Source organism: Pseudomonas sp. P4_C4, from assembly GCF_056402055.1.
Window position 1 is genome coordinate 88,796 of sequence record NZ_JBFUID010000022.1, and the last position, 19,811, is coordinate 108,606.

Sequence of the window (19,811 nt, forward strand, 5' to 3'; positions counted from 1 at the left end):
ACACCCATGACCGCCCCCCGCCCCCCCAAGCCTGCGCGCAAAAAGCCTGCTCCGAAGACTCCGGCCACGGCCGTCTCCCCGAAGGAAAAGGCCAGCCTGCATCCGCGCAATCGCCATCAGGGTCGCTACGACTTTCCGGCGCTGATCAAAAGCGCCCCGGAACTGAAGAAATTCGTGATCATCAATCCGTACGGCAAGGAAAGCATCGACTTCGCCAGCCCGGAAGCCGTGCGGGTGTTCAACCGCGCACTGCTCAAGTCGTTCTATGGCATCGCTCACTGGGACATTCCGGCCGACTACCTGTGCCCACCGGTGCCAGGCCGTGCCGATTACGTGCACTTCCTCGCCGACCTGCTGGCCAGCAGCAATGACGGTGTGATCCCCCGGGGCGCCGCCGTGAAGGTACTGGACATCGGTATGGGCGCCAACTGCGTGTATCCGCTGATCGGTTACAGCGACTATCGCTGGCAGTTCCTTGGTTCCGATATCGATGCGACCGCCATTGCCGCGGCGAAGGCCATCATTCAATCCAATGGCCTGAACAAAGCGATCCAGGTACGCCAGCAGAGCAACCCCAAGCAGATCCTCACAGGCCTGCTGGAGAGCGCAGAGCGGTTCGACCTGACCATGTGCAACCCGCCATTCCACGCCTCGCTGGACGAGGCCACACGGGGCAGCACGCGCAAATGGCGCGCCCTGGGCAAGGCCGATCCGAAACGCAAGCTGCCGGTGTTGAACTTTGGCGGCCAGTCGGCCGAGTTGTGGTGCGAAGGCGGTGAAGTACGCTTCGTGACCCAACTGGTCAGCGAAAGCGTGCAAGTCGCTCAGCAGGTGCTGTGGTTCAGTACATTGGTATCAAAGGCGTCCAACCTGCCAGCGATCCAGACCGCCCTGAAAAAGGCCGGTGCCCTGGAAAGCCAGGTAGTGGAAATGTCCCAAGGGCAGAAGCAGAGCCGCTTCGTCGCCTGGACCTTCCAGAACAAAGCGCAGCAACAAACCTGGCGCCAGGCGCGATGGAGCAACGCTTCAGCGTAGTGAGCGCTTTATCGCGCCCACAAAAAAACCGTGCCCGGATCGCTCCGGCGCACGGTTTTTTTTAACAAGTCTTACTTGTTAACAGCGTCGGTCAGGCCTTTGGCCACAACCAGCTTGATCACTTTCTTGGCAGCGATTTCGATGGCAGCGCCAGTCGAAGGGTTACGGCCAGTACGGGCAGGGCGCTCAGTCACTTTCAGTTTGCCGATACCTGGCAGAGTGATTTCGCCGCCGTTTTCCAGCTGATCGGCAACGATTTGGCCCAGTTGGTCCAGAGCGTTACGCGCGGTGGTTTTCGGCGCGTCGATAGCTTCAGCGATGTCGGCGATCAGTTGGTCTTTAGTAAGAGCCATTTAGTGTTCCTTCCCTATCAAATTCATATGGATTGCAGAGTGCAATGTCAGCCATCGAGCCCGATCTTCTGGATCTGGCACCCTCGGCCAAATAACCTCGGGATCGGGGTTATAGATACCGAAATCAGGGTTTGGTTCGACCTGACAAAAGCTGACTGCAGGCTTAACGCAGTGACTTCGCGCAAGACCGGGCAAAACTAGCACAGAGACGTGGAAATATCCGCCTCTAGCTACCCATTTGGTCAGCTTTATTGCGCTAAAACATGAAAAAAACGCATAAGCGCCGCCGGTCGCCCGCCAATTGCCCTTCGCACCGCGCCAAAACCAGTGGTTGCGGTACACTGGGCGCTTTTTCGGGGGAGCACGCCCTCCTCTCTTCATTCAGCCGAGAAGCCCATGCCGATCCGTCATTGCATCGTCCACCTGATCGACAAAAAACCCGACGGCACACCTGCAGTTCTCCACGCCCGTGACTCTGAACTGGCTGAGTCCGCGGCCATCGAGAACATGCTCGCCGACCTCAATGAAAGCTATAACGCCAAACAGGGTAAAGCCTGGGGCCTGTTCCATCCGGAATCCGGCGCGTTCCCCTTCAGCGGCTGGCTGAAGGAGTACCTGGAGGGCGGCCAGGATTTCACCGCATTCAGCCGCGTGGCGGTCGAGCACCTGCAAAAACTGATGGAAGAGTCGAACCTGTCGGTCGGCGGCCACGTGCTGTTCGCGCACTATCAGCAAGGCATGACCGACTACCTGGCCATCGCCCTGCTGCACCACAGTGAAGGCGTGGCCGTGACCGACGAACTGGACGTGACCCCGTCCCGTCACCTGGACCTGGGTCAATTGCACCTGGCGGCGCGGATCAACGTTTCCGAGTGGCAGAACAACAAACAATCCAAGCAGTACATTTCGTTCATCAAAGGCAAGAACGGCAAAAAGGTTTCGGAGTATTTTCGCGACTTCATTGGCTGCCAGGAAGGCGTCGACGGTCCGGGTGAAACCCGCACCCTGCTCAAAGCCTTCAGTGATTTCGTCGAAAGCGAAGACCTGCCGGAAGACGACGCACGCGAGAAGACCAAGACCCTGGTGGATTACGCCAGCAGCCAGGCCAAACTCGGCGAACCGATGGGTCTGGAAGAGTTGTCGGGACTGATCGACGAAGAACGCCCGAAGGCCTTCTACGATCACATCCGCAACAAGGATTACGGCCTGTCGCCGGAAATCCCGGCTGACAAACGCACCCTGAACCAGTTCCGCCGTTTCACCGGCCGCGCCGAAGGCCTGTCGATCAGTTTCGAAGCCCACCTGCTGGGCTCGAAGATCGAGTACGACGAAGAAGCCGGCACGTTGATCATCAAGGGCCTGCCCACTTCGCTCACCGATCAGCTGAAGCGTCGCAACTGATGCTCGGCGGCGTACTGAAAAAATTCCTGCTGATCCTGCTGGTGGTCGTGGCTTACCAGAACTGGGGCAAGATCGAGCGAGTGTTCAACCCTTCGCAAGTGGTACCTGCACAGACGCAGGCCCAGGCCAACGTCGTGCTCTACGCCACCGATTGGTGTGGTTACTGCAAGCTGACCCGGCGCTTTCTCGATCAGAAAGGCATTCCGTACAAGGAATTCGATATCGAGAAGGATGCCGTCGCGCGCGGGGACTATGCAGCCTTGGGTGGCGGCGGGATTCCGATCATCGATGTAAACGGAACCCTGATTCGCGGGTATGACCCGGATGCGATTCTGGCGGCACTGAAATAACTCTGTAGGAGCAGCCGGTCGACGCTCGATTGCTCGCGATGAATCCGAAAATACCGCGGGGTATCAGGCTCGCCGCGTAATCGTTGACGACCATCGTCGGAACGCCGCCCGGAGCAAGCTCGCTCCTACAAGGGATCTTCAGATTGCTTCGATACGGAAACCAAACCGCGGGAAGTGCACATGCACCACACCGCCACGCTCGTCCTCGCGCTGTACAATCAGCTCTTCGCGGCCGGCAAACAACAACTCCCCCGCCACCGGATCAACGCCATAGTCCGTGGCTGCAATCACTACCTGCTGCCCCGCCTTGAATCCATTGGGATCGACGAACTGCTCATCCGGCAATGCCGCTGGCGTGGACGCGCGCGCCACTGCCAGAGCCTCCTCGGAGCTCATCTCGCTGGACGCACCATGACCGAAGCCCAAAACCCTCGCATGCCAGGCGGCAACCGCCGGATAAGCATCGACCAAGGGTGCCGTGACCGACGTCGCCTTGAGAAACCACAGTGAATGAGCCAGGGCGAAGTCGGCAATCGACGGTTCGCCAAACAGGTAATCGCCTTCTTCGCGCTGCAACTGTTGCTCCAGGCGAGACATGATCGTTGGCCACTGGTGTTTGGCCTGCTCGGCGGACAACCTGGTCGCGCTGCCACCACTGAACAAACCGGCGCGGTCGGCGATAAACGCCTTGATCGCTTCCGGCGACAAATTGCCAAAGCGCACCGCTATCGATTCCGGCTGGAACACCAGGCTGACCGCATGCTGGAACACCACTGAGTCGGCCCAGGCTGCAAATGACGCGGTGATCATTTCTTGACCCTCAGGGAAGAACGCCGGCAAGGCTTTTTCCTGTTCCAGTCGCCCGGCAATCAATGCCGTGTCGCAATAGATATCTGCACCGACCTGCAACACCGGTGTCTTGCGGTAGCCACCGGTCAGCGCCGTGAGATCCGGTTTGGGCATCACTGGCGAGATCTTCACCGAGCGCCAGGACAAGCCCTTGAAGCCCAGCAGCAGGCGGGCCTTCTCGGCAAAGGGGGACGTCGGGTAATGATGCAGAATCAACTCGGACATGCTCGGCTCCGCCGCAAGGATCAGGAATCCGCAGCTTAGCGCGCAATCACCTGGCAGCCTACAGATCTGCCTGATGGGAACTGATCATTCAGAGTGATAAGCCAGAGGCGGCGTTCGCTGCGTTCGCCACCAGGCATTCCTTGGCACTCTTCTTGAGTTTTTTGATCAGCCGTTCCTGACGCAACGCATCGCTTTTGTCGCGACAGCGTTCGGTGTAGACCAGGGCCATGGCAGGGCTGGAAAGAAAGAACCGTGCGCCCTTGCCGCTTTGATGCTTGGCGAAGCGACGCAGGGGATCATCGCTGATCCCACAATAGAGCGAACCGTTGGCCGCGCGAACGAGGTAGACGAACCAGGTTTTGCCCGCGCAGGTGTCGGCGTCGACAGGGCTTTCGCTGAGGGTGGTCACGTAACGATCCGGGCTTGAGGGAAAACAGGCCGCAATCTTATCAGCGACTGGCCTGGAATGCCTTCAGCCCCTTCAATGCCTGGGTGCGAACGGCGTTGCGCACCAGTGGCGTCCAGCCCAGCAACAGACCTTTGAAACCCAGCGCCTGACGCGACCAGGCCCACAGATCAAAACGGTCATGATGCTCGCAGATCTTGCCATCACGAAAGACGAAACGCGCCTGGATATCGTTGACCACGGTGTTGCCGGTCTGGCTGAACAGATAGGTCGCGACCCAATGGGCACCACCGGTGCGCTCATCGGCGTGAACATGATCGAAGGTCAGGGAAAAATCCTTGGCCCGAGTGGTCAGCATGCGCCACATGTCACCGGCATCGCGACCGCGAAGCTCGCCGAACGCCGGGTCGCTGAACACCACATCATCGGTGTAGCAGGCAGCCATGGCTTCGGCATCCAGGCGCTGGAAAGCCTGGTAGAAACGGGTGATCAAGACGCTATGGGCTTCACTCATTTGCGGGTTCCCCAGGATTTGCATAATGGCTTCGAAAGATTGCCTGCACGATAGTCTGCAAATGCATCGAACACTATCGGCATTCATGACGAAAATAACGCGATGATTATTCCTGTCATTTCAGTACGACATTCCGTTGTCCCGGGCGTAGGAAAAAAGATCAACATCCGTGGAAATACCCAGCCGGTGCATGGCCATGTTCTTTTGTTTACTGATGGTCGACACGCTGCGATTGAAATGAATGGCGATTTCGCTGACGGTCATGCCACTGGCGAGCATTCGAACCACTTCGTGCTCCTTGGCTGACAGTGGCGATTCGTGCAGTTGATTGCAGGTGTTGGCCAGCAGTGTGCGCAGGGACTCGCTGAGGTAGCGGCGCCCTGCCTGCACCGCATTGATTGCCAGGGGCAACTCAGTCGCCGATGCGGTTTTGGCGACGACGGCCATCACCCCTTGAGCCAACGCAGCCCTTGCTGTCGCCACACTGGTAAACATCGTCACCAGAATGATCGGCAAGGCCGGGTAACGGCGCTGAATCGTACTCAACATTTTCAAGCCATCGGCCTGCTGCCCCCCCGGCATGGAGAAATCCGTGATCAGCAGGTCGCAGGGCGTGCTTGAAAGCAGATTCATCAGGCTGTCGACACTGTCGGCCTCACCGACGATCACACATCGTCGACTGGCGTTGATGAGTATGCGCAGCCCGACACGAACGACGGAATGGTCGTCAGCAATAACGACTCGCATTGTGGGATACCTCCTGCTTGTGGCGCGAAGGCGCGGAAAATAGCGCCGTTCTTACCCATTCCACAACGCCCCGAAAAAACCTCTAACGTCGCCCCCTCAATGTATTCAATGAGCTGACTCTTTGCCCATCTAACAAACAGATGGTTCCTACATTGCAGCGCGCTGAAGACTACGCATGAGGATTACAACCAAAGGATTCCTCGTTAGAAAACGTTACGTAGTCCGCAACACCCTTTCATACATACCCCCCTCTCTTTTCGTACTAGTTGCATTCCTCCCGCTCCGCCTGCTCGATAAATTGTCGCCTGCCAAGCAGTCCGGCCGTAGCCGTAAAGAACTGCGCTCACTCTCTGCCTGACTATCGAATACGTGAACAAGACGCCAATGACCCTGCGCGCTGCATTCTTACTCACGCAATCCCTGCGCTACCTGTATCGCGAGCCATGCCAACGGTCTTTTATCCGGGAATTTCAATGAGAGACATCAAGACAATATTGTTGAAGCAAGTGCGCCGTTTGACCCATACGGGTATCGGTGCCTGCGCTCTGTTATGGACCGCACAGGTCCACGCCGACGGCATGGTGCCCGATACTTCAGTGGTCATCGTCAATGAAGCCAACGGGGAAACCGCTGTCTCTGTAACCAATACCGATAGCAGCCTGGCGCTGCTGCACGTCACCCTCGAAGACATTCCCGAAGACACCGAGCCTTTGGTGTTCGTGACGCCCCCCTTGGCACGCGTTGAAGCCTCCGGGACGCAGTTGGTGCGCTTCATCCTGCAATCAGAAAAGCCCCTGCTCACCCAGCGTTTGAAGCGGGTGATTTTTGAAGGCATCCCACAAGGCAAATCTGCTCCCGAAGCCGGGCATGCCCGTGTCGGCGTGACGGTGCGCCAGAACCTGCCGGTCATCCTTCACCCCGCAGGCCTGGCGCCCAACCGCACACCATGGACCGACCTGAAATGGTCGCTGCAGGATGGTCAACTGACCGTACGCAACGAAACACCTTATGTCGTACGTCTGGCTCAGGAAGTGCAACTGTTGCCTTCCGGGAGCGGTGCAATGCTACCGCGAACCTACGTACTGCCTGGAGACCACATCAGCGTTCCGGTCCCCGTAAAGGCTGCCACCCAGGTTCGAATTCATCCCGCGACCGTCTATGGCTTTGCCGTGCCTCCCTATGACGCGCTGCTCGCCCCCTGAAACTGACACCACCGATAGCGCCGTTCAGGGAATAGCTGGCGCCAATACTTCAAGGTGACGGCCTGTTTTTCCGTCGCTACATGCAGGTCTGAAGCCGTAGCGGAATAGGCCAGCACACAGGCAAACCCCAAGTGAACCTCATGAACACCGTATTGAAATACCGTGATGGCGAAGCCATGCCTGCGATTCGGGCGATCCGCAAACTCCCTCATCTGTCGCGACTTCGTACCGGCATGGTGTTGCTGCTAAGCAATGTAGTGATGGGGACCGACGCCTATGCCGAAGATCTCAATGACGCTTCGTTGCAGACTTCGTTCGACCAGAAGATGCTGACACAACGCGGTATCGACCCAGGCCTTGCAACCCTGCTGCTGGCCGCTCCGAACTTCACCGCCGGCCGACATCCGATCACCCTCATGGTCAATGGTATGCGCCGTGGCCGGGTGGACGTCACGTTCAACCGCGAAGGCGACTTGTGCTTTGACCGTGCCCTGCTCGATGCGGCAAACCTGACTGTGCCCCCCACCCCGGCCAACGACAAAGGCTGTTTCGATGTCCTCGCCACCTGGTCGCAAACCCGAATCGAACAAGACCCGGCCAACCTCGGCCTGTCATTGATCGTGCCCACCCAGGCGATACGTCCGACGGTCCGGGATATCTCGGGTTATCAAACCGGCGGCGTCGCCGGGTTACTCAACTACGACGTCAACAGCCTTCACAGCCAATACGGCAGTCAATCGAACCGTTACATCTCGGCCAATACCGAAGCCGGTTTCAATGCCGGCGACTGGATTGTGCGCAGTCGTCAGGTGCAGACCTGGCAGAACGATGTGTCCCGTACCACTCACCTGGCGGCTTACGCCCAGCGCACCTTTGCCAGCCATGAGACGGTGCTTCAAGCGGGCCAGGTCAATCTCTACAACCCGGTACTGGCCGGCGCGCAGATCACCGGTGTCCAGGTCATGACCGAGCAGGCGCTCCAGGTCGACAGCCAAAGCAATCCCATCGAAGGGATTGCCCGCAGCCAGGCTCAGGTCGAAATTCGCCAGAACGGTTCGCTGATCCACTCGACCGTGGTGCCGGCCGGGCCGTTTTCCCTGAGTAACGTGCGTCGGCTCGACAGTCGCTCCGATGTTGAAGTCACCGTCAAGGAAGCGGATGGCAGCGAGCAACGCTTCACAGTTCCCGTCGCCATGCTCGGCGTTGGCCTGCCGGCACCCGGTTTTTCGTTGGCCGCAGGCCAGGTACGCAGTCTCGGCGTGGCACAGAGCGGCGACCCATGGGTGATCAGCGGCGGCTGGAGCGGAGCACTCAACCCGTATGCCCTGCTCAGCGCCGGCGCCACGGGGACCGCCGACTACCGTGCAGCGGGCGCAGGTCTTGGCCTGCTGACGGGGCCCGGCACACAGATCCAGACCACCCTGCAAGCGGCCGACACCAGCACCCGCGAAGCCGACAGAGGGCTTCAGGCCGACCTGAATATTTCGCAACGCCTGGGTGAGCAGTGGTCGATCAATGCCGGAACTTCGCACCGGACCGTCGGTTATCGCGAACTGTCCGAGGCCGTGTTCGACACTCAGTCGGAACGTAGCCAGTCGCGTTACCGTGATCGGCAAAGCCTGTCGCTGGCCTGGTCATACCCAGGGCTTGGCGCGTTCAGCAGCGGCTTCAATCGTTCAACGACATTCGACGGACAGAACAGCAGCCGCGCGCTGGCGTCCTGGGGCACCCAGATCGGCGGCGTGTCGGTGTCGGCCACGGCACAATGGCAAGTCAATGGCACCCAACGCAGTGACGACAGCGTTTACCTGAGTTTCAGTATTCCGCTGGGTGAAAATCGTCGGGCGCGCACTTGGGTACGCAGCTCCGCAGGCGAATACCGCAGCGGTGTCGGCTTGAACGAACAGGTCAACGATCAGTTGAGTTACCGGGTCGGTGTTGAGCACGACACACGAGACAAACAAGTGCAGTCCTCGGCGGGGGTTTCCCTGCTGCCGCGCTACAGCCAATTGGATTTGAGCTACACCCGCTCCGATGCCGAACACTCCAGTTACCAGATTGGCGCGCGTGGCGGCGCCGTGTTGCACGGCGACGGTTTGACGTTATCGCCATATGCCGTGCGGGACACCTTCGCGCTGCTTTCGGTGGGCGATACGAGCGCCATCAAAGTCTCGACCCCCAGCGGTCCGGTCTGGACCGATTGGCAGGGCCAGGCCGTGGTTCCTCAAGTGAGCGCCTATGGTCGCAGCCCGGTAGAAGTCGACACCCGCTCGCTGCCGCGCAACCTCGATATCAACAACGGACTGGCCGTGGTTTGGGCCGGGCGCGGCGCCGTCGACAAGGTTGAATTCGGTGTCACGTTGACCCGCCGTGCCTTGCTCAAAGTCACCACCGACAACGGTGCCCCCCTGCCCCGTGGCGCGACGGTTAGCACCGCAAACGGAGAGTTCGTCACGCTCGCTCAAGAAGGCGGCCTGGTGTTTCTGCCCAACGTCCTGGACACCCGCGACCTGTGGATAACCGCACCGGGGCTTGAGCGCTGCGAACTGCGTTTCGAACTGCCGGCCAAGGCCAATACCCAGGTGTATTACGAGACCGCTGCCGCCCAGTGCCGGACTCTTTAAGGATGATTCTATGAAGCTGTCCCACCCTTTGCTGTTAACACTCGGCACCTTGATGTTGAGCGGACTTGCGCCACAGGCCTGGGCGCTCACCGATGAATGCCAGCTCGCCCTGAGTCAGCCGGTACTCGATTACGGTTTGACGAATAGGGCTATACGCGCCAATGGCTCCGCAGAGCGAACCCTGGGCGAGCGCCGCCTGAGTCTGAACCTGAGCTGCCCACAACCCACCGACATGACTCTGTTCTACCGCGCCATGGCCGCGACCGCAGAGCGCTTTCACTTTGCCGAACACGGCAGCTATGCCGTGCGCATGAGTGACGCTGTGCTCGATGGGCAACCGGTGGACCTGGGCCTGATTTCCGCCGTTGGCCAGGTACCCGAAGCCGCCGCTTCGAGTCTGCTTTGGCGACCGCAGCAAGCCATCGTTCCGGTTCGGGGCGGTGTGGCGGTGCAAGGGCAAAGTCTGTCGGCGCAACTGGAACTGACAGCCTGGGCGCAGGAAAAAGCGTTGCAGGTGCGTGACGCCGTTGTCTGGGAAACCACCGGCCTGTTCGATGCGGTCGCTACGGGACGCTCAAGGGAGATAACCCTGCGCGCCAGTTTCGCGCCCGCCGCGTGCAACGTGGAACTGTCCAATGGCGGCCTGGTGGATTTCGGCCGGTTATCAAAAAACGACCTGAACCCTGACAGGAACACCCGATTGCCACCCAAGGATTTAACCCTGCGAGTTGGCTGCGACGCTCCGACACAATTTGCCCTGGTCATGCATGACAACCGCTCAGGCACGGCGACGGTCAACAGCGAGATTTACTACGGGCTGGGACTGGATAACCGCAGCAACAAGATCGGCCTGTACTCACTGAATGTCGATCCCGCCAACGCCAGCGCGGACAGCTTTGCCCGCGTGTATCGAACCGACTCCACCACCCAGGGCGTGGCCTGGAGCACCTCCAGTTCGAACCCCATACCGATCGCCCGGAAAAGCTACCTGGGCTTTACCGACAGCGCCGCCAGCACCGCAGGGGCCGCCTCGATCCAGAACCTCACAACCACGGTGACAGTCGATGCCGTCATTGCCCCCACCGCCAGTCTGGACCTGAGCACCGCCGTTCACCTCGACGGCTCAGCGACGATCGAAATGCTTTACCCGTAACACTCACCCTGCCTTGTTGAAGCCAAGGTGCAATCACGCGCCCCGGGCCATTCAAGGTCAACAACAGTAGTAAGGAAGTTTCATCCATGAAAAAGTACTTCGCAGCACTCACCACAACAGCACTGATCAGTGCCGCGCCTTTTGCGCTCGCAGCGTCGAGCACTGACCTGACGGTTACAGGCATCATCACACCTGTCGCTTGCACGCCGACCTTCTCCGGCGGCGGTGTCATTGATCTCGGCAAGATCTCGTCAGGAGACCTTAATAAAGAAAGCAATACACTGGTTGGGAAACATCCAATTCAACTGGTCGTATCCTGTGATGCTTCAGCCAAGTTCGCACTGAATCCAATTGACAATAAAGACGGCACATCTTCGGGTGATTGGTTTGGCCTCGGTCTGACCCCCGCCAACGAACCGTTGGGCTACTTTTTCCCCAAAGTCATGCAAGTCAAAGACGGGGCAACTTCGCTGGATGCAATCAAATCAGACGACGGCGGATCAACCTGGGAGAAAGCAACTGATGCTCAAGCGGGATATCTCTTGTCCGTTGCCGCTACTGGCGGCAACGCACCGATTGATGCAAAAGATGTCACCTTTGATTTTGAGGTCGACACCTACATTGCCCGCACCGACTCGCTGACCCTGAACGACGAAGTCACCATTGATGGCTCCGCGACGTTCGAAGTGAAATACCTCTAAGGACCAAGGCGCTGAACCGTTCGCTGCCTGTATGAACGGGCGGTTCAGTACCTATACCTTCTTCTCAAAAAGGAATTTACCGATGAAACGTATCCCTACAGCCCTGACCGCAGCGCTGTTGCTGAGCACGACGACTTGCGCCCTGGCCGCATCTACCGCCGATATGACTGTCAACGGCACAATCACTCCAGTCGCCTGCACCCCGTTCTTTTCCAATAACGGTCTTGTCGACTACGGAAAAATATCCCGGCAGGACCTGAACGTAGACAAAAGGACGCAACTGCGTGATCAATTCCTTGACCTCAACATCAGTTGCAACGCTGCGGCCCGTTTCGCGTTGATCATGCGGGACAACCGGGAAGGCTCGGCCATCGTCAACAGTGAGATCTATTACGGCCTGAATTTCGACCGCAGCGACAACAGGATTGGGCTGTTTTCGTTGCACTTCGATCCCGCCAGCACCGTAGTGGACGCTTGGCCTGAAGTCTATCGAACCGACTCCACCACTGGAGGGCGGGCGTGGAGTTCATCCAGGTCGAGCCCCATACCGATTGCCGCAAAAAGCTATCTGGGCTTCACCCATGTGGCAGGCAGCACCGCAGGCCCTGTCGCGATTCAGAACCTGAGCAGTCAGGTCACGATCGTCACGGTCATTGCCCCCACCTCAACACTGGACTTGAGTGACGATGCAACACTCGACGGCTCCGCGACCCTGGAGGTTGTCTATTTATAGGTGTGCGTCGCGATTAAATTTTCTCACTGCTGACCTGCACATACAGCGCCCGCCCGGCACCGAGCCCGGCGATGATCGCACCGAGGCCAATGACGCCAAAAATCCAGCCCACGGCCGTCCAGCCGCCGGTCCAGTCATGCACGATACCGACCGCGAACGGCCCCATGGACGCCAGGGTGTAACCGAAGCCCTGGGCCATGCTCGACAGGTTCGCCGCCACATGGGAGTCCCGCGAGCGCAACACAATCAGGGTCAATGCCAGGCTGAACGTGGCACCCTGCCCCAGCCCCAGCACGATCGCCCAACCCCACAAGCCTTCGATCGGCGCATACAGACAACCGAACAGACCAGCGAGGGTCAGCGCCATCACGATCACAATCGCCAGCCGCTGATCCTTGCCGCGCGTTGCCAGCCATGGCGCGGCGAGAGAGCTGACCAGTTGCACGATCACCGAACCCGACAGCACCAGCCCAGCCTGGGTCGGGGTCAGCCCGCGCCCGATCAGGATCGACGGCAACCAGCCGAACACGATGTAGGCCAGGGACGATTGCAGGCCCATGTACAAGGTCACTTGCCAGGCCAGCGGGTCGCGCAGCAATCCCCGAACGCGATAGGCGACGTTGTGCGCGCCGTGTTTCTGGCCGACTTGCGGCAACCAGAACAGCGCGGCGGCCAATGCCGGGATGACCCAGAAGCCGAGCCCCAGCGCCCAGCTCTTGTCGAAATGCTCACTGAGCGGCACGGTCGCACCCGCCGCCATCGCCGCGCCCAGACACAGGGCCATGGTGTAGACGCCGGTCATGGTCCCGGCCTGTTTCGGGAAGTCGCGTTTGACGATGCCCGGCAGCAACACCCCGATCACGCCGATGCTGGCACCGGCGAGCACGCTGCCGGCAAACAATCCCATCTCGCCAAAAGAACTGCGCAGGATGATCCCGCCCGCCAGAGTCAGAAGAATGCCCAGCACCACCCGCTCCGCACCAAATCGCCGCGCCAGCACGGGTGCCAAGGGCGCAAACAGGCCAAGACAAAGCACCGGCAACGTGGTCAGCAATCCCGCAGCAGATGCCGACAAGCCGAGGGACTTCGACACTTCGCTGAGCATCGGCGCCATGCTCGACAGCGCCGGGCGCAGGTTCAGCGCCACCAGAATCAGCCCCAGCAGCAACAGCCACGGCCGGCGCAGAACCGGGTGGGTTTGCTGGACCTGTTCGTCATCGGCCTCGGCATCGATCAGCAGCTCTTCCAGCTCTGCCGAGCGTTTTGAGGCTGCGGATAAATCACTGCGGTGCATGGACTTCTCGGTTTCAAGGTTCATTGATCAACTGCCTCGACAGGGCTTTAGCCCGTTCCGGGTCGCGTTGTTCGACGGCATCGAGCAACTCGATGTGCAGGTCGAACACTTCCTGGCGGCGCGGGACGACGCTCAGGGTCTGGCGCAACTGCGCGCCGACGATGCTGGAGAAATAGCGGTACAACTCGCTGAGGGTCGGGTTATGCGCGGCGTCCACCAAGCGGCGGTGAAACACCAGATCGCAGGCGATGTAGGTGTCGAGATCGCCGTGGTAGTGGCTACCGCTGACACCCAGCGCCTCGCGCAATGCAACCAGGTCTTCATTGGTGCGGCGCACGGCTGCCAGGCCGACGGCCTCGACTTCAAGGATGTGCCGGGTCTCGCGAGCCTGTTCAAGCGAACAACGGGACAACGCCTTGAGCGTGTCCAGCGGATCGACCACCGCCCGCAGGTAACTACCATCGCCCTGACGGATCTCGATCAACCCGGAAAACGCCAACACACGCATGGCTTCGCGCACGGTGTTGCGGCTGATGCCCAGCTCGGCGGACAACTCAGGCTCGGTGGGCAAGCGCTGGCCCACTACCCAAACGCCTTGGTTGATACGCAGGCGCAGTTGGTCGAGGGCCTGATCGACCAGGGATCGTTTTACCAATGGAGAGATTTCAGACATGGAATTCGCCCTCTCATCCAATCATAGGATGAATTTTCTGACATGTTAGTCAGGTTAAGCTACCCACACAACCCCCCGTAGGAGCTGCCGCAGGCTGCGATCTCTTGATCTTCGCGTTTTAAAAACAAAATCAAAAGATCGCAGCCTGCGGCAGCTCCTACATGGATGGACACAAAAACGCAGACAAAAATAAACCCGGAACTCAGTCCGGGTTTATTTCAGTGCCTGGGTTCGATCAATGCAGGATCTGGCTCAGGAACAGCTTGGTCCGTTCATTCTGCGGCTTGTCGAAGAAGTCGTTCGGCGCCGCCTGCTCGACGATTTCGCCCTTGTCCATGAAGATCACGCGGTTGGCCACGGTGCGGGCGAAGCCCATTTCGTGGGTCACGCAGAGCATGGTCATGCCGTCTTCGGCCAGGCCGATCATGGTGTCCAGTACCTCTTTCACCATCTCCGGGTCGAGTGCCGAGGTCGGTTCGTCGAACAGCATGATTTTCGGCTTCATGCACAGCGCGCGGGCGATCGCCACACGCTGCTGCTGACCACCGGACAGTTGCCCCGGGAATTTATGCGCCTGCTCCGGAATGCGTACGCGTTCCAGGTAGTGCATGGCAATTTCCTCGGCCTTGCGCTTGGGCATCTTGCGCACCCACATCGGCGCCAGGGTGCAGTTCTGCAAAATGGTCAGGTGCGGGAACAGGTTGAAGTGCTGGAACACCATGCCGACTTCACGGCGGATCGCCTCGATCTGCTTGAGGTCGTTGGTCAGCTCTACGCCATCGACCACGATGCGGCCCTGCTGGTGCTCTTCCAGACGGTTGAGGCAGCGGATCGTGGTGGACTTGCCGGAGCCCGACGGGCCGCACAGCACGATACGTTCGCCCTGCTTGACGTTGAGGTTGATATCTTTGAGCACGTGGAACTGGCCGTACCACTTGTTCACGCCCTGCATCTGAATAATGCCTTCAGGGCTCACAGGCTTTTTGATTGCTTCGCTCATTGGAGAACTTCCTAAATTAGGTACGGCGCTTCAGCGCTTGTGGCCAGTGTCGAGCTTGCGTTCCAGATGCATGGAATAGCGCGACATACCAAAACAGAAAATCCAGAACACCAGGGCGGCGAACACATAGCCTTCAGTGGCCATGCCCAGCCATTTCGGATCGGCGGCGGCTTGCTTGACGCTGTTGAGCAGGTCGAACAGGCCGATGATGATCACCAGGCTAGTGTCCTTGAACAGCGCAATGAAGGTGTTGACGATGCCGGGGATCACCAGCTTCAGGGCTTGCGGCAGAATCACCAGGCCCATGCTGCGCCAGTAGCCCAGCCCCATCGCCGCAGCCGCTTCGTACTGCCCCTTGGGAATCGCTTGCAGACCACCGCGCACCACCTCGGCCACGTAGGCCGACTGGAACAGGATCACGCCGATCAGCGCCCGCAGCAGTTTGTCGAAGTTCATGCCTTCAGGCAGGAACAACGGCAGCATCACCGAGGACATGAACAGCACCGTGATCAACGGCACGCCGCGCCAGAACTCGATGAAGGTCACGCAGACCACGCGAATCGCCGGCATGTTCGAACGACGACCGAGGGCCAGGACAATCCCCAGCGGCAGCGCACCGGCGATGCCGACGGTGGCGATCACCAGGGTCAGCATCAGGCCGCCCCATTGGCTGGTCGCCACGCTGGTCAGGCCAAAAATGCCGCCATTCAGCAGGAAGTAGGCAAAGATCGGGTACAGCACCAGGAAGCCCAGCCCGTACACCGCTTTATGGTGAAAGCGCGAGATGAACAACGGCGCCACGCCGACGATTGCCAGCCACACCGTCAGGTCCACGCGCCAGCGCAGGTCTGTCGGGTAGTAGCCGTACATGAACTGGCCGAAACGCTGCTGGATGAACACCCAGCAGGCGCCTTCCTTGGTGCAGTCGGCGCGGGTGGTGCCCACCCAGTTGGCATCGAGGATGGCCCAGTGCAGGATCGGCGGCACCACCAGGTAGATCAGGTAGAACGCAAACAGGGTCAGCAGGGTATTGAGCCAGCTGGAGAACATGTTCGCGCGCATCCACGCCACCGGCCCGAAGACTTTGCTCGGTGGCGGCATGTCAGGTTTGAAAGTATGAGTGCTCATGCGCTTTTCCTTACCGCTCGATCAGCGCAATGCGCTTGTTGTACCAGTTCATCAGCAGGGAAATGCTGATACTGATCGCCAGGTACACGCTCATGGTGATGGCAATCACCTCGATCGCCTGCCCGGTCTGGTTCAGCACGGTCCCGGCGAACAGCGAGACCATTTCCGGATAACCGATACCGGCCGCCAGCGAGGAGTTCTTCGCCAGGTTCAGGTACTGGCTGGTCAGCGGTGGAATGATCACGCGCAGGGCTTGCGGGATGATCACCTTGCGCAGGGTCGGACCATTGCGCAGGCCGAGGGAATGCGCCGCCTCGGTCTGGCCATGGCTGACCGACTTGATGCCCGAACGCACGATCTCGGCGATAAACGCCGCGGTATACACGGTCAGGGCCAGGGTCAGCGCCAGCAGTTCCGGGATCAGCACCCAGCCACCGATGAAGTTGAAGCCTTGCAGTTTCGGCATTTCCCAGTGCAGTGGCGCGCCGAAGATCAGCGCGCACAGCGCAGGGATCACCAGAAACATCGCCAGGCCCACCCAGAACTTGTGGAACGGCACACCGGTGGCTTCGAAGCGCTTGGTCGCCCAGCGGCTCATCAGCACGATGGCGACGATGGCCACCACAATGCTCGCCACAAACGGCCAGAACCCGTCCGCCATCAGGGCGGCCGGCATGTTCAGGCCGCGGCTACTGACGAAAAAGGTGTCGCCGAAGTTATGGCTGTTGCGCGGCCCCGGCATAGTCAGGAACACCGCGAAGTACCAGAACAGGATTTGCAGCAGTGGCGGAATATTGCGGAAGACTTCCACATACACCGTCGCTACCTTGCTGATGATCCAGTTCTTCGACAGCCGTGACACGCCGACGATGAACCCGAGGATCGTCGCCAGGATCACGCCGATGAAGGTCACCAGCAGCGTGTTGAGCAGGCCGATGACAAACACTCGGGCATAGGTGTCCGATTCGCTGTAGTCGATCAGGTGTTGAGCGATGCCGAATCCGGCACTACGCTCCAGAAAGTCGAAACCGGAGGTGATGCCCCGGTGCTGAAGGTTGGTCTGGGTGTTATCGAACAGATACCAGCCCATCGAGACCACCGCGACAATGGTGATGATCTGAAATAGCCACGCACGCACTTTCGGATCGCTGAGGCTGAGCCTCTGCTTTGGTGCGCCGATTGAATTTTGCATGAAGTGCCCCGCAAATAATGGAACAGAACATCACCCGGTGGTTGGCCCACCGGGTGATAGAACCATCAGCGCACTGGTGGTGCGTATTGAATGCCGCCAGCGTTCCACAGAGCGTTCAGCCCGCGGTCGATTTCCAGCGGAGTGCCCTTGCCGAGGTTTTTCTCGAACACTTCGCCGTAGTTACCCACTTGCTTGACGATCTGCACGACCCAGTCTTTCTTCACTTTCAGGTCTTTGCCGTATTCACCGTCGGTACCCAGCAGACGGGCAACGTCCGGGTTCTTGGTGCCCTTGGCTTCGGCTTCGACGTTCTTCGAAGTGATGCCGGCCTCTTCAGCGTTGAGCATGGCGTAGCCAGTCCAGCGCACGATGGCCAGCCACTCGTCGTCGCCATTACGCACGACTGGGCCCAGAGGTTCCTTGGAAATGGTTTCCGGCAGAACCACATAGTCCTTCGGCGAAGCCAGCTTGCTGCGCTGGGCGAACAACTGGGATTTGTCGGAGGTCAGTACGTCGCAACGACCGGATTCCAGCGACTTGGCGCTTTCGTCGGAGGTGTCGAACGTGATCGGGGTGTATTTCAGGCCGTTGCCGCGGAAGTAGTCGGAAACGTTCAGTTCGGTGGTGGTACCGGCCTGGATGCAGATGGTTGCACCGTCCAGTTCCTTGGCGCTCTTGACGCCCAGCTTGTTGTTTACCAGGAAGCCGATGCCATCGTAGTAGGTGATGAAGCCCGGGAATTTCAGGCCCATGCCCGCGTCACGGGAGCTGGTCATGGTGGTGTTGCGCGACAGGATGTCGATTTCGCCGGATTGCAGCGCGGTGAAGCGCTCCTTGGCGTTCAACTGGCTGAACTTGACCTTGGTCGCGTCGCCGAAGACAGCCGCCGCTACTGCGCGGCAGTAGTCCGCATCGATACCCACGATCTTGCCGGTGGAATCCGGAACCGAGAAGCCTGGCAAGCCATCGCTGACGCCACACTGCACGAAACCTTTCTTCATCACTGCATCCAGGGTTGCGCCCGCCTGGGCAAACCCGCTGACACCGAGTACCGCGGCTGCAGTCACGATAGCCAGGGTGGATTTCAACATCTTCATTCAAACCTCCAGTTTTGCTCTTGTTGTGTCGGAGCGTGAGTCCAGTCGCACCCTTTTGAGGCGTAGTCGACCCGTGTTGGCTTTTTTTGGGGTCAACCGACGTAAGACGTTAGCTATGAGTCTATTAGGAGAAAATCCACGTCATGGAAAACTCACTCTCACCAGTCGGCCGAACGGGCTGTAGCCCTTTCACGTTCGCGAAGCCCCGTACCGGCCCTTGGCGAACATCCATCACCGGATTCATTGCTATCCCACAGTCGGCAGTACACTGATAGTGTTACCGCCGGGCGCGAGATGTGTTGCACCGTTTCTCCATAGCAAAGCCCGTACCACACCGCCTGCCAAAGCGCTTCAACTGCAGGTCAATAGCAAAACTTGTACCCTTGCGACATCTTCTTAACGGATCAACCTGACGCGCACTTGGATCACGCACTTGATGAGCGCGCACGCACAACATTGGAGCAGCCATGACCAACCCCTTGATTCTTGAACCCGTCAAGACCGCAGACGCCTGCGTCATCTGGCTGCATGGCCTGGGCGCCGACCGCTATGACTTCCTGCCGGTGGCCGAAGCGCTACAGGAAAGCCTGCTGAGCACCCGCTTCGTTTTGCCCCAGGCACCGAGCCGCGCCGTGACCATCAATGGCGGTTACGAGATGCCGAGCTGGTACGACATATTGGCCATGAGCCCGGCGCGCGCGATCAATCGCGAACAACTTGAAGAGTCTGCCAACTGGATCATCGAATTGATTGAGGCGCAGCGAGCCTGCGGAATAGACGCCTCGCGGATTTTCCTGGCAGGTTTTTCCCAGGGCGGTGCCGTGGTATTCCACACCGCGTTTCTGAAGTGGCAGGGACCACTGGGTGGCGTAGTTGCCCTTTCTACTTATGCACCGACCTTCAGCGATGAACTGGAGTTGTCCGCCAGCCAGCAGCGCATTCCGGTGCTGACGATGCACGGCCAGTATGACGACGTGGTGCAAAACTCGATGGGACGCAGCGCCTATGAGCATTTGAAGCTGCGTGGTGTCACCGTGACATGGCAGGAATACCCAATGGGTCACGAAGTGTTACCCGAAGAAATTCGCGACATCGGCATCTGGCTCGCCGAGCGCTTGCGCTGAGCGTTCAGGA

General features: G+C 59.3%; 20 protein-coding genes. 9 read left to right on the forward strand and 11 right to left on the reverse strand.

The annotated features are described in order from the left end of the window. Positions 1 to 6 precede the first annotated feature (6 nt). A complete protein-coding gene (gene rlmF / locus AC1DXW_RS13785; RefSeq protein WP_477754502.1) occupies positions 7 to 1,035 on the forward strand; it encodes a 23S rRNA (adenine(1618)-N(6))-methyltransferase RlmF in 1,029 nt (342 codons plus the stop codon). 71 nt (positions 1,036 to 1,106) lie between these two features. Here the strand turns inward: rlmF and AC1DXW_RS13790 are convergent, their stop codons facing one another. Beyond that, complete coding sequence (locus AC1DXW_RS13790; protein WP_007905514.1) at positions 1,107 to 1,388, reverse strand: HU family DNA-binding protein; 282 nt, start codon at positions 1,386 to 1,388, stop codon at positions 1,107 to 1,109. Between the two features lie 396 nt (positions 1,389 to 1,784). On the opposite strand from AC1DXW_RS13790, the gene yejK reads away from it, so the two are divergent. Together yejK and AC1DXW_RS13800 are read left to right on the forward strand one after the other, a co-directional pair. Next, entirely contained in the window at positions 1,785 to 2,789 is a 1,005-nt protein-coding gene (gene yejK / locus AC1DXW_RS13795; protein WP_008018580.1) for a nucleoid-associated protein YejK, read from the forward strand. Then, positions 2,789 to 3,139: a glutaredoxin family protein gene (locus tag AC1DXW_RS13800; RefSeq protein ID WP_477754501.1), complete on the forward strand. Its 351-nt coding sequence runs from the start codon at positions 2,789 to 2,791 to the stop codon at positions 3,137 to 3,139. Before yejK ends, AC1DXW_RS13800 begins: the two co-directional genes overlap by 1 nt. 138 nt (positions 3,140 to 3,277) lie before the next feature. Here the strand turns inward: AC1DXW_RS13800 and AC1DXW_RS13805 are convergent, their stop codons facing one another. From AC1DXW_RS13805 to AC1DXW_RS13820, 4 genes are all read right to left on the reverse strand, one after another. Further along, a complete protein-coding gene (locus tag AC1DXW_RS13805; protein WP_477754500.1) occupies positions 3,278 to 4,213 on the reverse strand; it encodes a glutathione S-transferase family protein in 936 nt (311 codons plus the stop codon). Positions 4,214 to 4,301: 88 nt separating this feature from the next. After that, positions 4,302 to 4,622 carry a GIY-YIG nuclease family protein gene (locus AC1DXW_RS13810; protein ID WP_477754499.1) on the reverse strand — a complete coding sequence of 107 codons (321 nt, stop codon included), beginning with the start codon at positions 4,620 to 4,622 and terminating at the stop codon, positions 4,302 to 4,304. Positions 4,623 to 4,662: 40 nt separating this feature from the next. After that, positions 4,663 to 5,133, reverse strand: a complete 471-nt coding sequence (locus tag AC1DXW_RS13815; RefSeq protein ID WP_477754498.1) for a nuclear transport factor 2 family protein — start codon at positions 5,131 to 5,133, stop codon at positions 4,663 to 4,665. A gap of 120 nt (positions 5,134 to 5,253) precedes the next feature. Beyond that, the gene (locus AC1DXW_RS13820) at positions 5,254 to 5,880 is read right to left on the reverse strand and encodes a response regulator (protein ID WP_477754497.1); all 627 of its coding nucleotides are present in this window, start codon (positions 5,878 to 5,880) and stop codon (positions 5,254 to 5,256) included. A 473-nt stretch (positions 5,881 to 6,353) separates the two neighbouring features. Between AC1DXW_RS13820 and AC1DXW_RS13825 the strand changes: the two genes are divergently transcribed. The 5 genes from AC1DXW_RS13825 (at position 6,354) to AC1DXW_RS13845 (ending at position 12,293) form a co-directional block, all read left to right on the forward strand. Next, complete coding sequence (locus AC1DXW_RS13825; protein WP_477754496.1) at positions 6,354 to 7,082, forward strand: fimbria/pilus chaperone family protein; 729 nt, start codon at positions 6,354 to 6,356, stop codon at positions 7,080 to 7,082. Positions 7,083 to 7,222: 140 nt separating this feature from the next. Beyond that, positions 7,223 to 9,706 carry a fimbria/pilus outer membrane usher protein gene (locus AC1DXW_RS13830; RefSeq protein ID WP_477754495.1) on the forward strand — a complete coding sequence of 828 codons (2,484 nt, stop codon included), beginning with the start codon at positions 7,223 to 7,225 and terminating at the stop codon, positions 9,704 to 9,706. Between the two features lie 10 nt (positions 9,707 to 9,716). Then, positions 9,717 to 10,859, forward strand: a complete 1,143-nt coding sequence (locus AC1DXW_RS13835) for a DUF1120 domain-containing protein (protein ID WP_477754494.1) — start codon at positions 9,717 to 9,719, stop codon at positions 10,857 to 10,859. An 86-nt stretch (positions 10,860 to 10,945) separates the two neighbouring features. After that, positions 10,946 to 11,560: a DUF1120 domain-containing protein gene (locus tag AC1DXW_RS13840; RefSeq protein WP_477754493.1), complete on the forward strand. Its 615-nt coding sequence runs from the start codon at positions 10,946 to 10,948 to the stop codon at positions 11,558 to 11,560. An 82-nt stretch (positions 11,561 to 11,642) separates the two neighbouring features. Beyond that, positions 11,643 to 12,293, forward strand: coding sequence for a DUF1120 domain-containing protein (locus tag AC1DXW_RS13845; RefSeq protein WP_477754492.1), 651 nt, complete (start codon positions 11,643 to 11,645; stop codon positions 12,291 to 12,293). Positions 12,294 to 12,306: 13 nt separating this feature from the next. Here AC1DXW_RS13845 and AC1DXW_RS13850 read toward each other — a convergent pair whose 3' ends face one another. The 6 genes from AC1DXW_RS13850 to AC1DXW_RS13875 all read right to left on the reverse strand — a co-directional run bounded on the left by AC1DXW_RS13850 (position 12,307) and on the right by AC1DXW_RS13875 (position 18,677). Continuing rightward, positions 12,307 to 13,611 carry a CynX/NimT family MFS transporter gene (locus tag AC1DXW_RS13850; protein ID WP_477754491.1) on the reverse strand — a complete coding sequence of 435 codons (1,305 nt, stop codon included), beginning with the start codon at positions 13,609 to 13,611 and terminating at the stop codon, positions 12,307 to 12,309. Then, positions 13,601 to 14,260 (reverse strand): FadR/GntR family transcriptional regulator, encoded by a 660-nt coding sequence (locus AC1DXW_RS13855; protein ID WP_477754490.1) that lies wholly within the window; start codon positions 14,258 to 14,260, stop codon positions 13,601 to 13,603. The genes AC1DXW_RS13850 and AC1DXW_RS13855 overlap by 11 nt, the downstream gene beginning before the upstream one ends. A gap of 235 nt (positions 14,261 to 14,495) precedes the next feature. After that, complete coding sequence (locus AC1DXW_RS13860; protein WP_223459875.1) at positions 14,496 to 15,260, reverse strand: amino acid ABC transporter ATP-binding protein; 765 nt, start codon at positions 15,258 to 15,260, stop codon at positions 14,496 to 14,498. A 30-nt stretch (positions 15,261 to 15,290) separates the two neighbouring features. After that, positions 15,291 to 16,388 (reverse strand): amino acid ABC transporter permease, encoded by a 1,098-nt coding sequence (locus tag AC1DXW_RS13865; RefSeq protein ID WP_477754489.1) that lies wholly within the window; start codon positions 16,386 to 16,388, stop codon positions 15,291 to 15,293. A 10-nt stretch (positions 16,389 to 16,398) separates the two neighbouring features. Next, entirely contained in the window at positions 16,399 to 17,580 is a 1,182-nt protein-coding gene (locus tag AC1DXW_RS13870; RefSeq protein WP_477760094.1) for an amino acid ABC transporter permease, read from the reverse strand. A gap of 65 nt (positions 17,581 to 17,645) precedes the next feature. Then, positions 17,646 to 18,677 carry an amino acid ABC transporter substrate-binding protein gene (locus AC1DXW_RS13875; RefSeq protein WP_477754487.1) on the reverse strand — a complete coding sequence of 344 codons (1,032 nt, stop codon included), beginning with the start codon at positions 18,675 to 18,677 and terminating at the stop codon, positions 17,646 to 17,648. A 467-nt stretch (positions 18,678 to 19,144) separates the two neighbouring features. Between AC1DXW_RS13875 and AC1DXW_RS13880 the strand changes: the two genes are divergently transcribed. Then, on the forward strand, positions 19,145 to 19,801 hold the full coding sequence (locus AC1DXW_RS13880; RefSeq protein WP_477754486.1) for an alpha/beta hydrolase: 657 nt from the start codon (positions 19,145 to 19,147) through the stop codon (positions 19,799 to 19,801). Positions 19,802 to 19,811: the final 10 nt, after the last annotated feature.

Excerpts from the sequence above, each read along its gene's own strand:
- AC1DXW_RS13855 (WP_477754490.1), bottom strand. The coding sequence starts at position 14,260 with ATGTCTGAAATCTCTCCATTGGTAAAACGATCCCTGGTCGATCAGGCC.
- AC1DXW_RS13820 (WP_477754497.1), bottom strand. The coding sequence starts at position 5,880 with ATGCGAGTCGTTATTGCTGACGACCATTCCGTCGTTCGTGTCGGGCTG.
- AC1DXW_RS13805 (WP_477754500.1), bottom strand. The coding sequence starts at position 4,213 with ATGTCCGAGTTGATTCTGCATCATTACCCGACGTCCCCCTTTGCCGAG.
- AC1DXW_RS13800 (WP_477754501.1), top strand. The coding sequence starts at position 2,789 with ATGCTCGGCGGCGTACTGAAAAAATTCCTGCTGATCCTGCTGGTGGTC.
- AC1DXW_RS13865 (WP_477754489.1), bottom strand. The coding sequence starts at position 16,388 with ATGAGCACTCATACTTTCAAACCTGACATGCCGCCACCGAGCAAAGTC.
- rlmF (WP_477754502.1), top strand. The coding sequence starts at position 7 with ATGACCGCCCCCCGCCCCCCCAAGCCTGCGCGCAAAAAGCCTGCTCCG.
- AC1DXW_RS13860 (WP_223459875.1), bottom strand. The coding sequence starts at position 15,260 with ATGAGCGAAGCAATCAAAAAGCCTGTGAGCCCTGAAGGCATTATTCAG.
- AC1DXW_RS13840 (WP_477754493.1), top strand. The coding sequence starts at position 10,946 with ATGAAAAAGTACTTCGCAGCACTCACCACAACAGCACTGATCAGTGCC.
- AC1DXW_RS13870 (WP_477760094.1), bottom strand. The coding sequence starts at position 17,580 with ATGCAAAATTCAATCGGCGCACCAAAGCAGAGGCTCAGCCTCAGCGAT.
- AC1DXW_RS13880 (WP_477754486.1), top strand. The coding sequence starts at position 19,145 with ATGACCAACCCCTTGATTCTTGAACCCGTCAAGACCGCAGACGCCTGC.
- AC1DXW_RS13790 (WP_007905514.1), bottom strand. The coding sequence starts at position 1,388 with ATGGCTCTTACTAAAGACCAACTGATCGCCGACATCGCTGAAGCTATC.
- AC1DXW_RS13875 (WP_477754487.1), bottom strand. The coding sequence starts at position 18,677 with ATGAAGATGTTGAAATCCACCCTGGCTATCGTGACTGCAGCCGCGGTA.
- yejK (WP_008018580.1), top strand. The coding sequence starts at position 1,785 with ATGCCGATCCGTCATTGCATCGTCCACCTGATCGACAAAAAACCCGAC.
- AC1DXW_RS13835 (WP_477754494.1), top strand. The coding sequence starts at position 9,717 with ATGAAGCTGTCCCACCCTTTGCTGTTAACACTCGGCACCTTGATGTTG.
- AC1DXW_RS13830 (WP_477754495.1), top strand. The coding sequence starts at position 7,223 with ATGAACACCGTATTGAAATACCGTGATGGCGAAGCCATGCCTGCGATT.
- AC1DXW_RS13825 (WP_477754496.1), top strand. The coding sequence starts at position 6,354 with ATGAGAGACATCAAGACAATATTGTTGAAGCAAGTGCGCCGTTTGACC.
- AC1DXW_RS13815 (WP_477754498.1), bottom strand. The coding sequence starts at position 5,133 with ATGAGTGAAGCCCATAGCGTCTTGATCACCCGTTTCTACCAGGCTTTC.
- AC1DXW_RS13845 (WP_477754492.1), top strand. The coding sequence starts at position 11,643 with ATGAAACGTATCCCTACAGCCCTGACCGCAGCGCTGTTGCTGAGCACG.
- AC1DXW_RS13850 (WP_477754491.1), bottom strand. The coding sequence starts at position 13,611 with ATGAACCTTGAAACCGAGAAGTCCATGCACCGCAGTGATTTATCCGCA.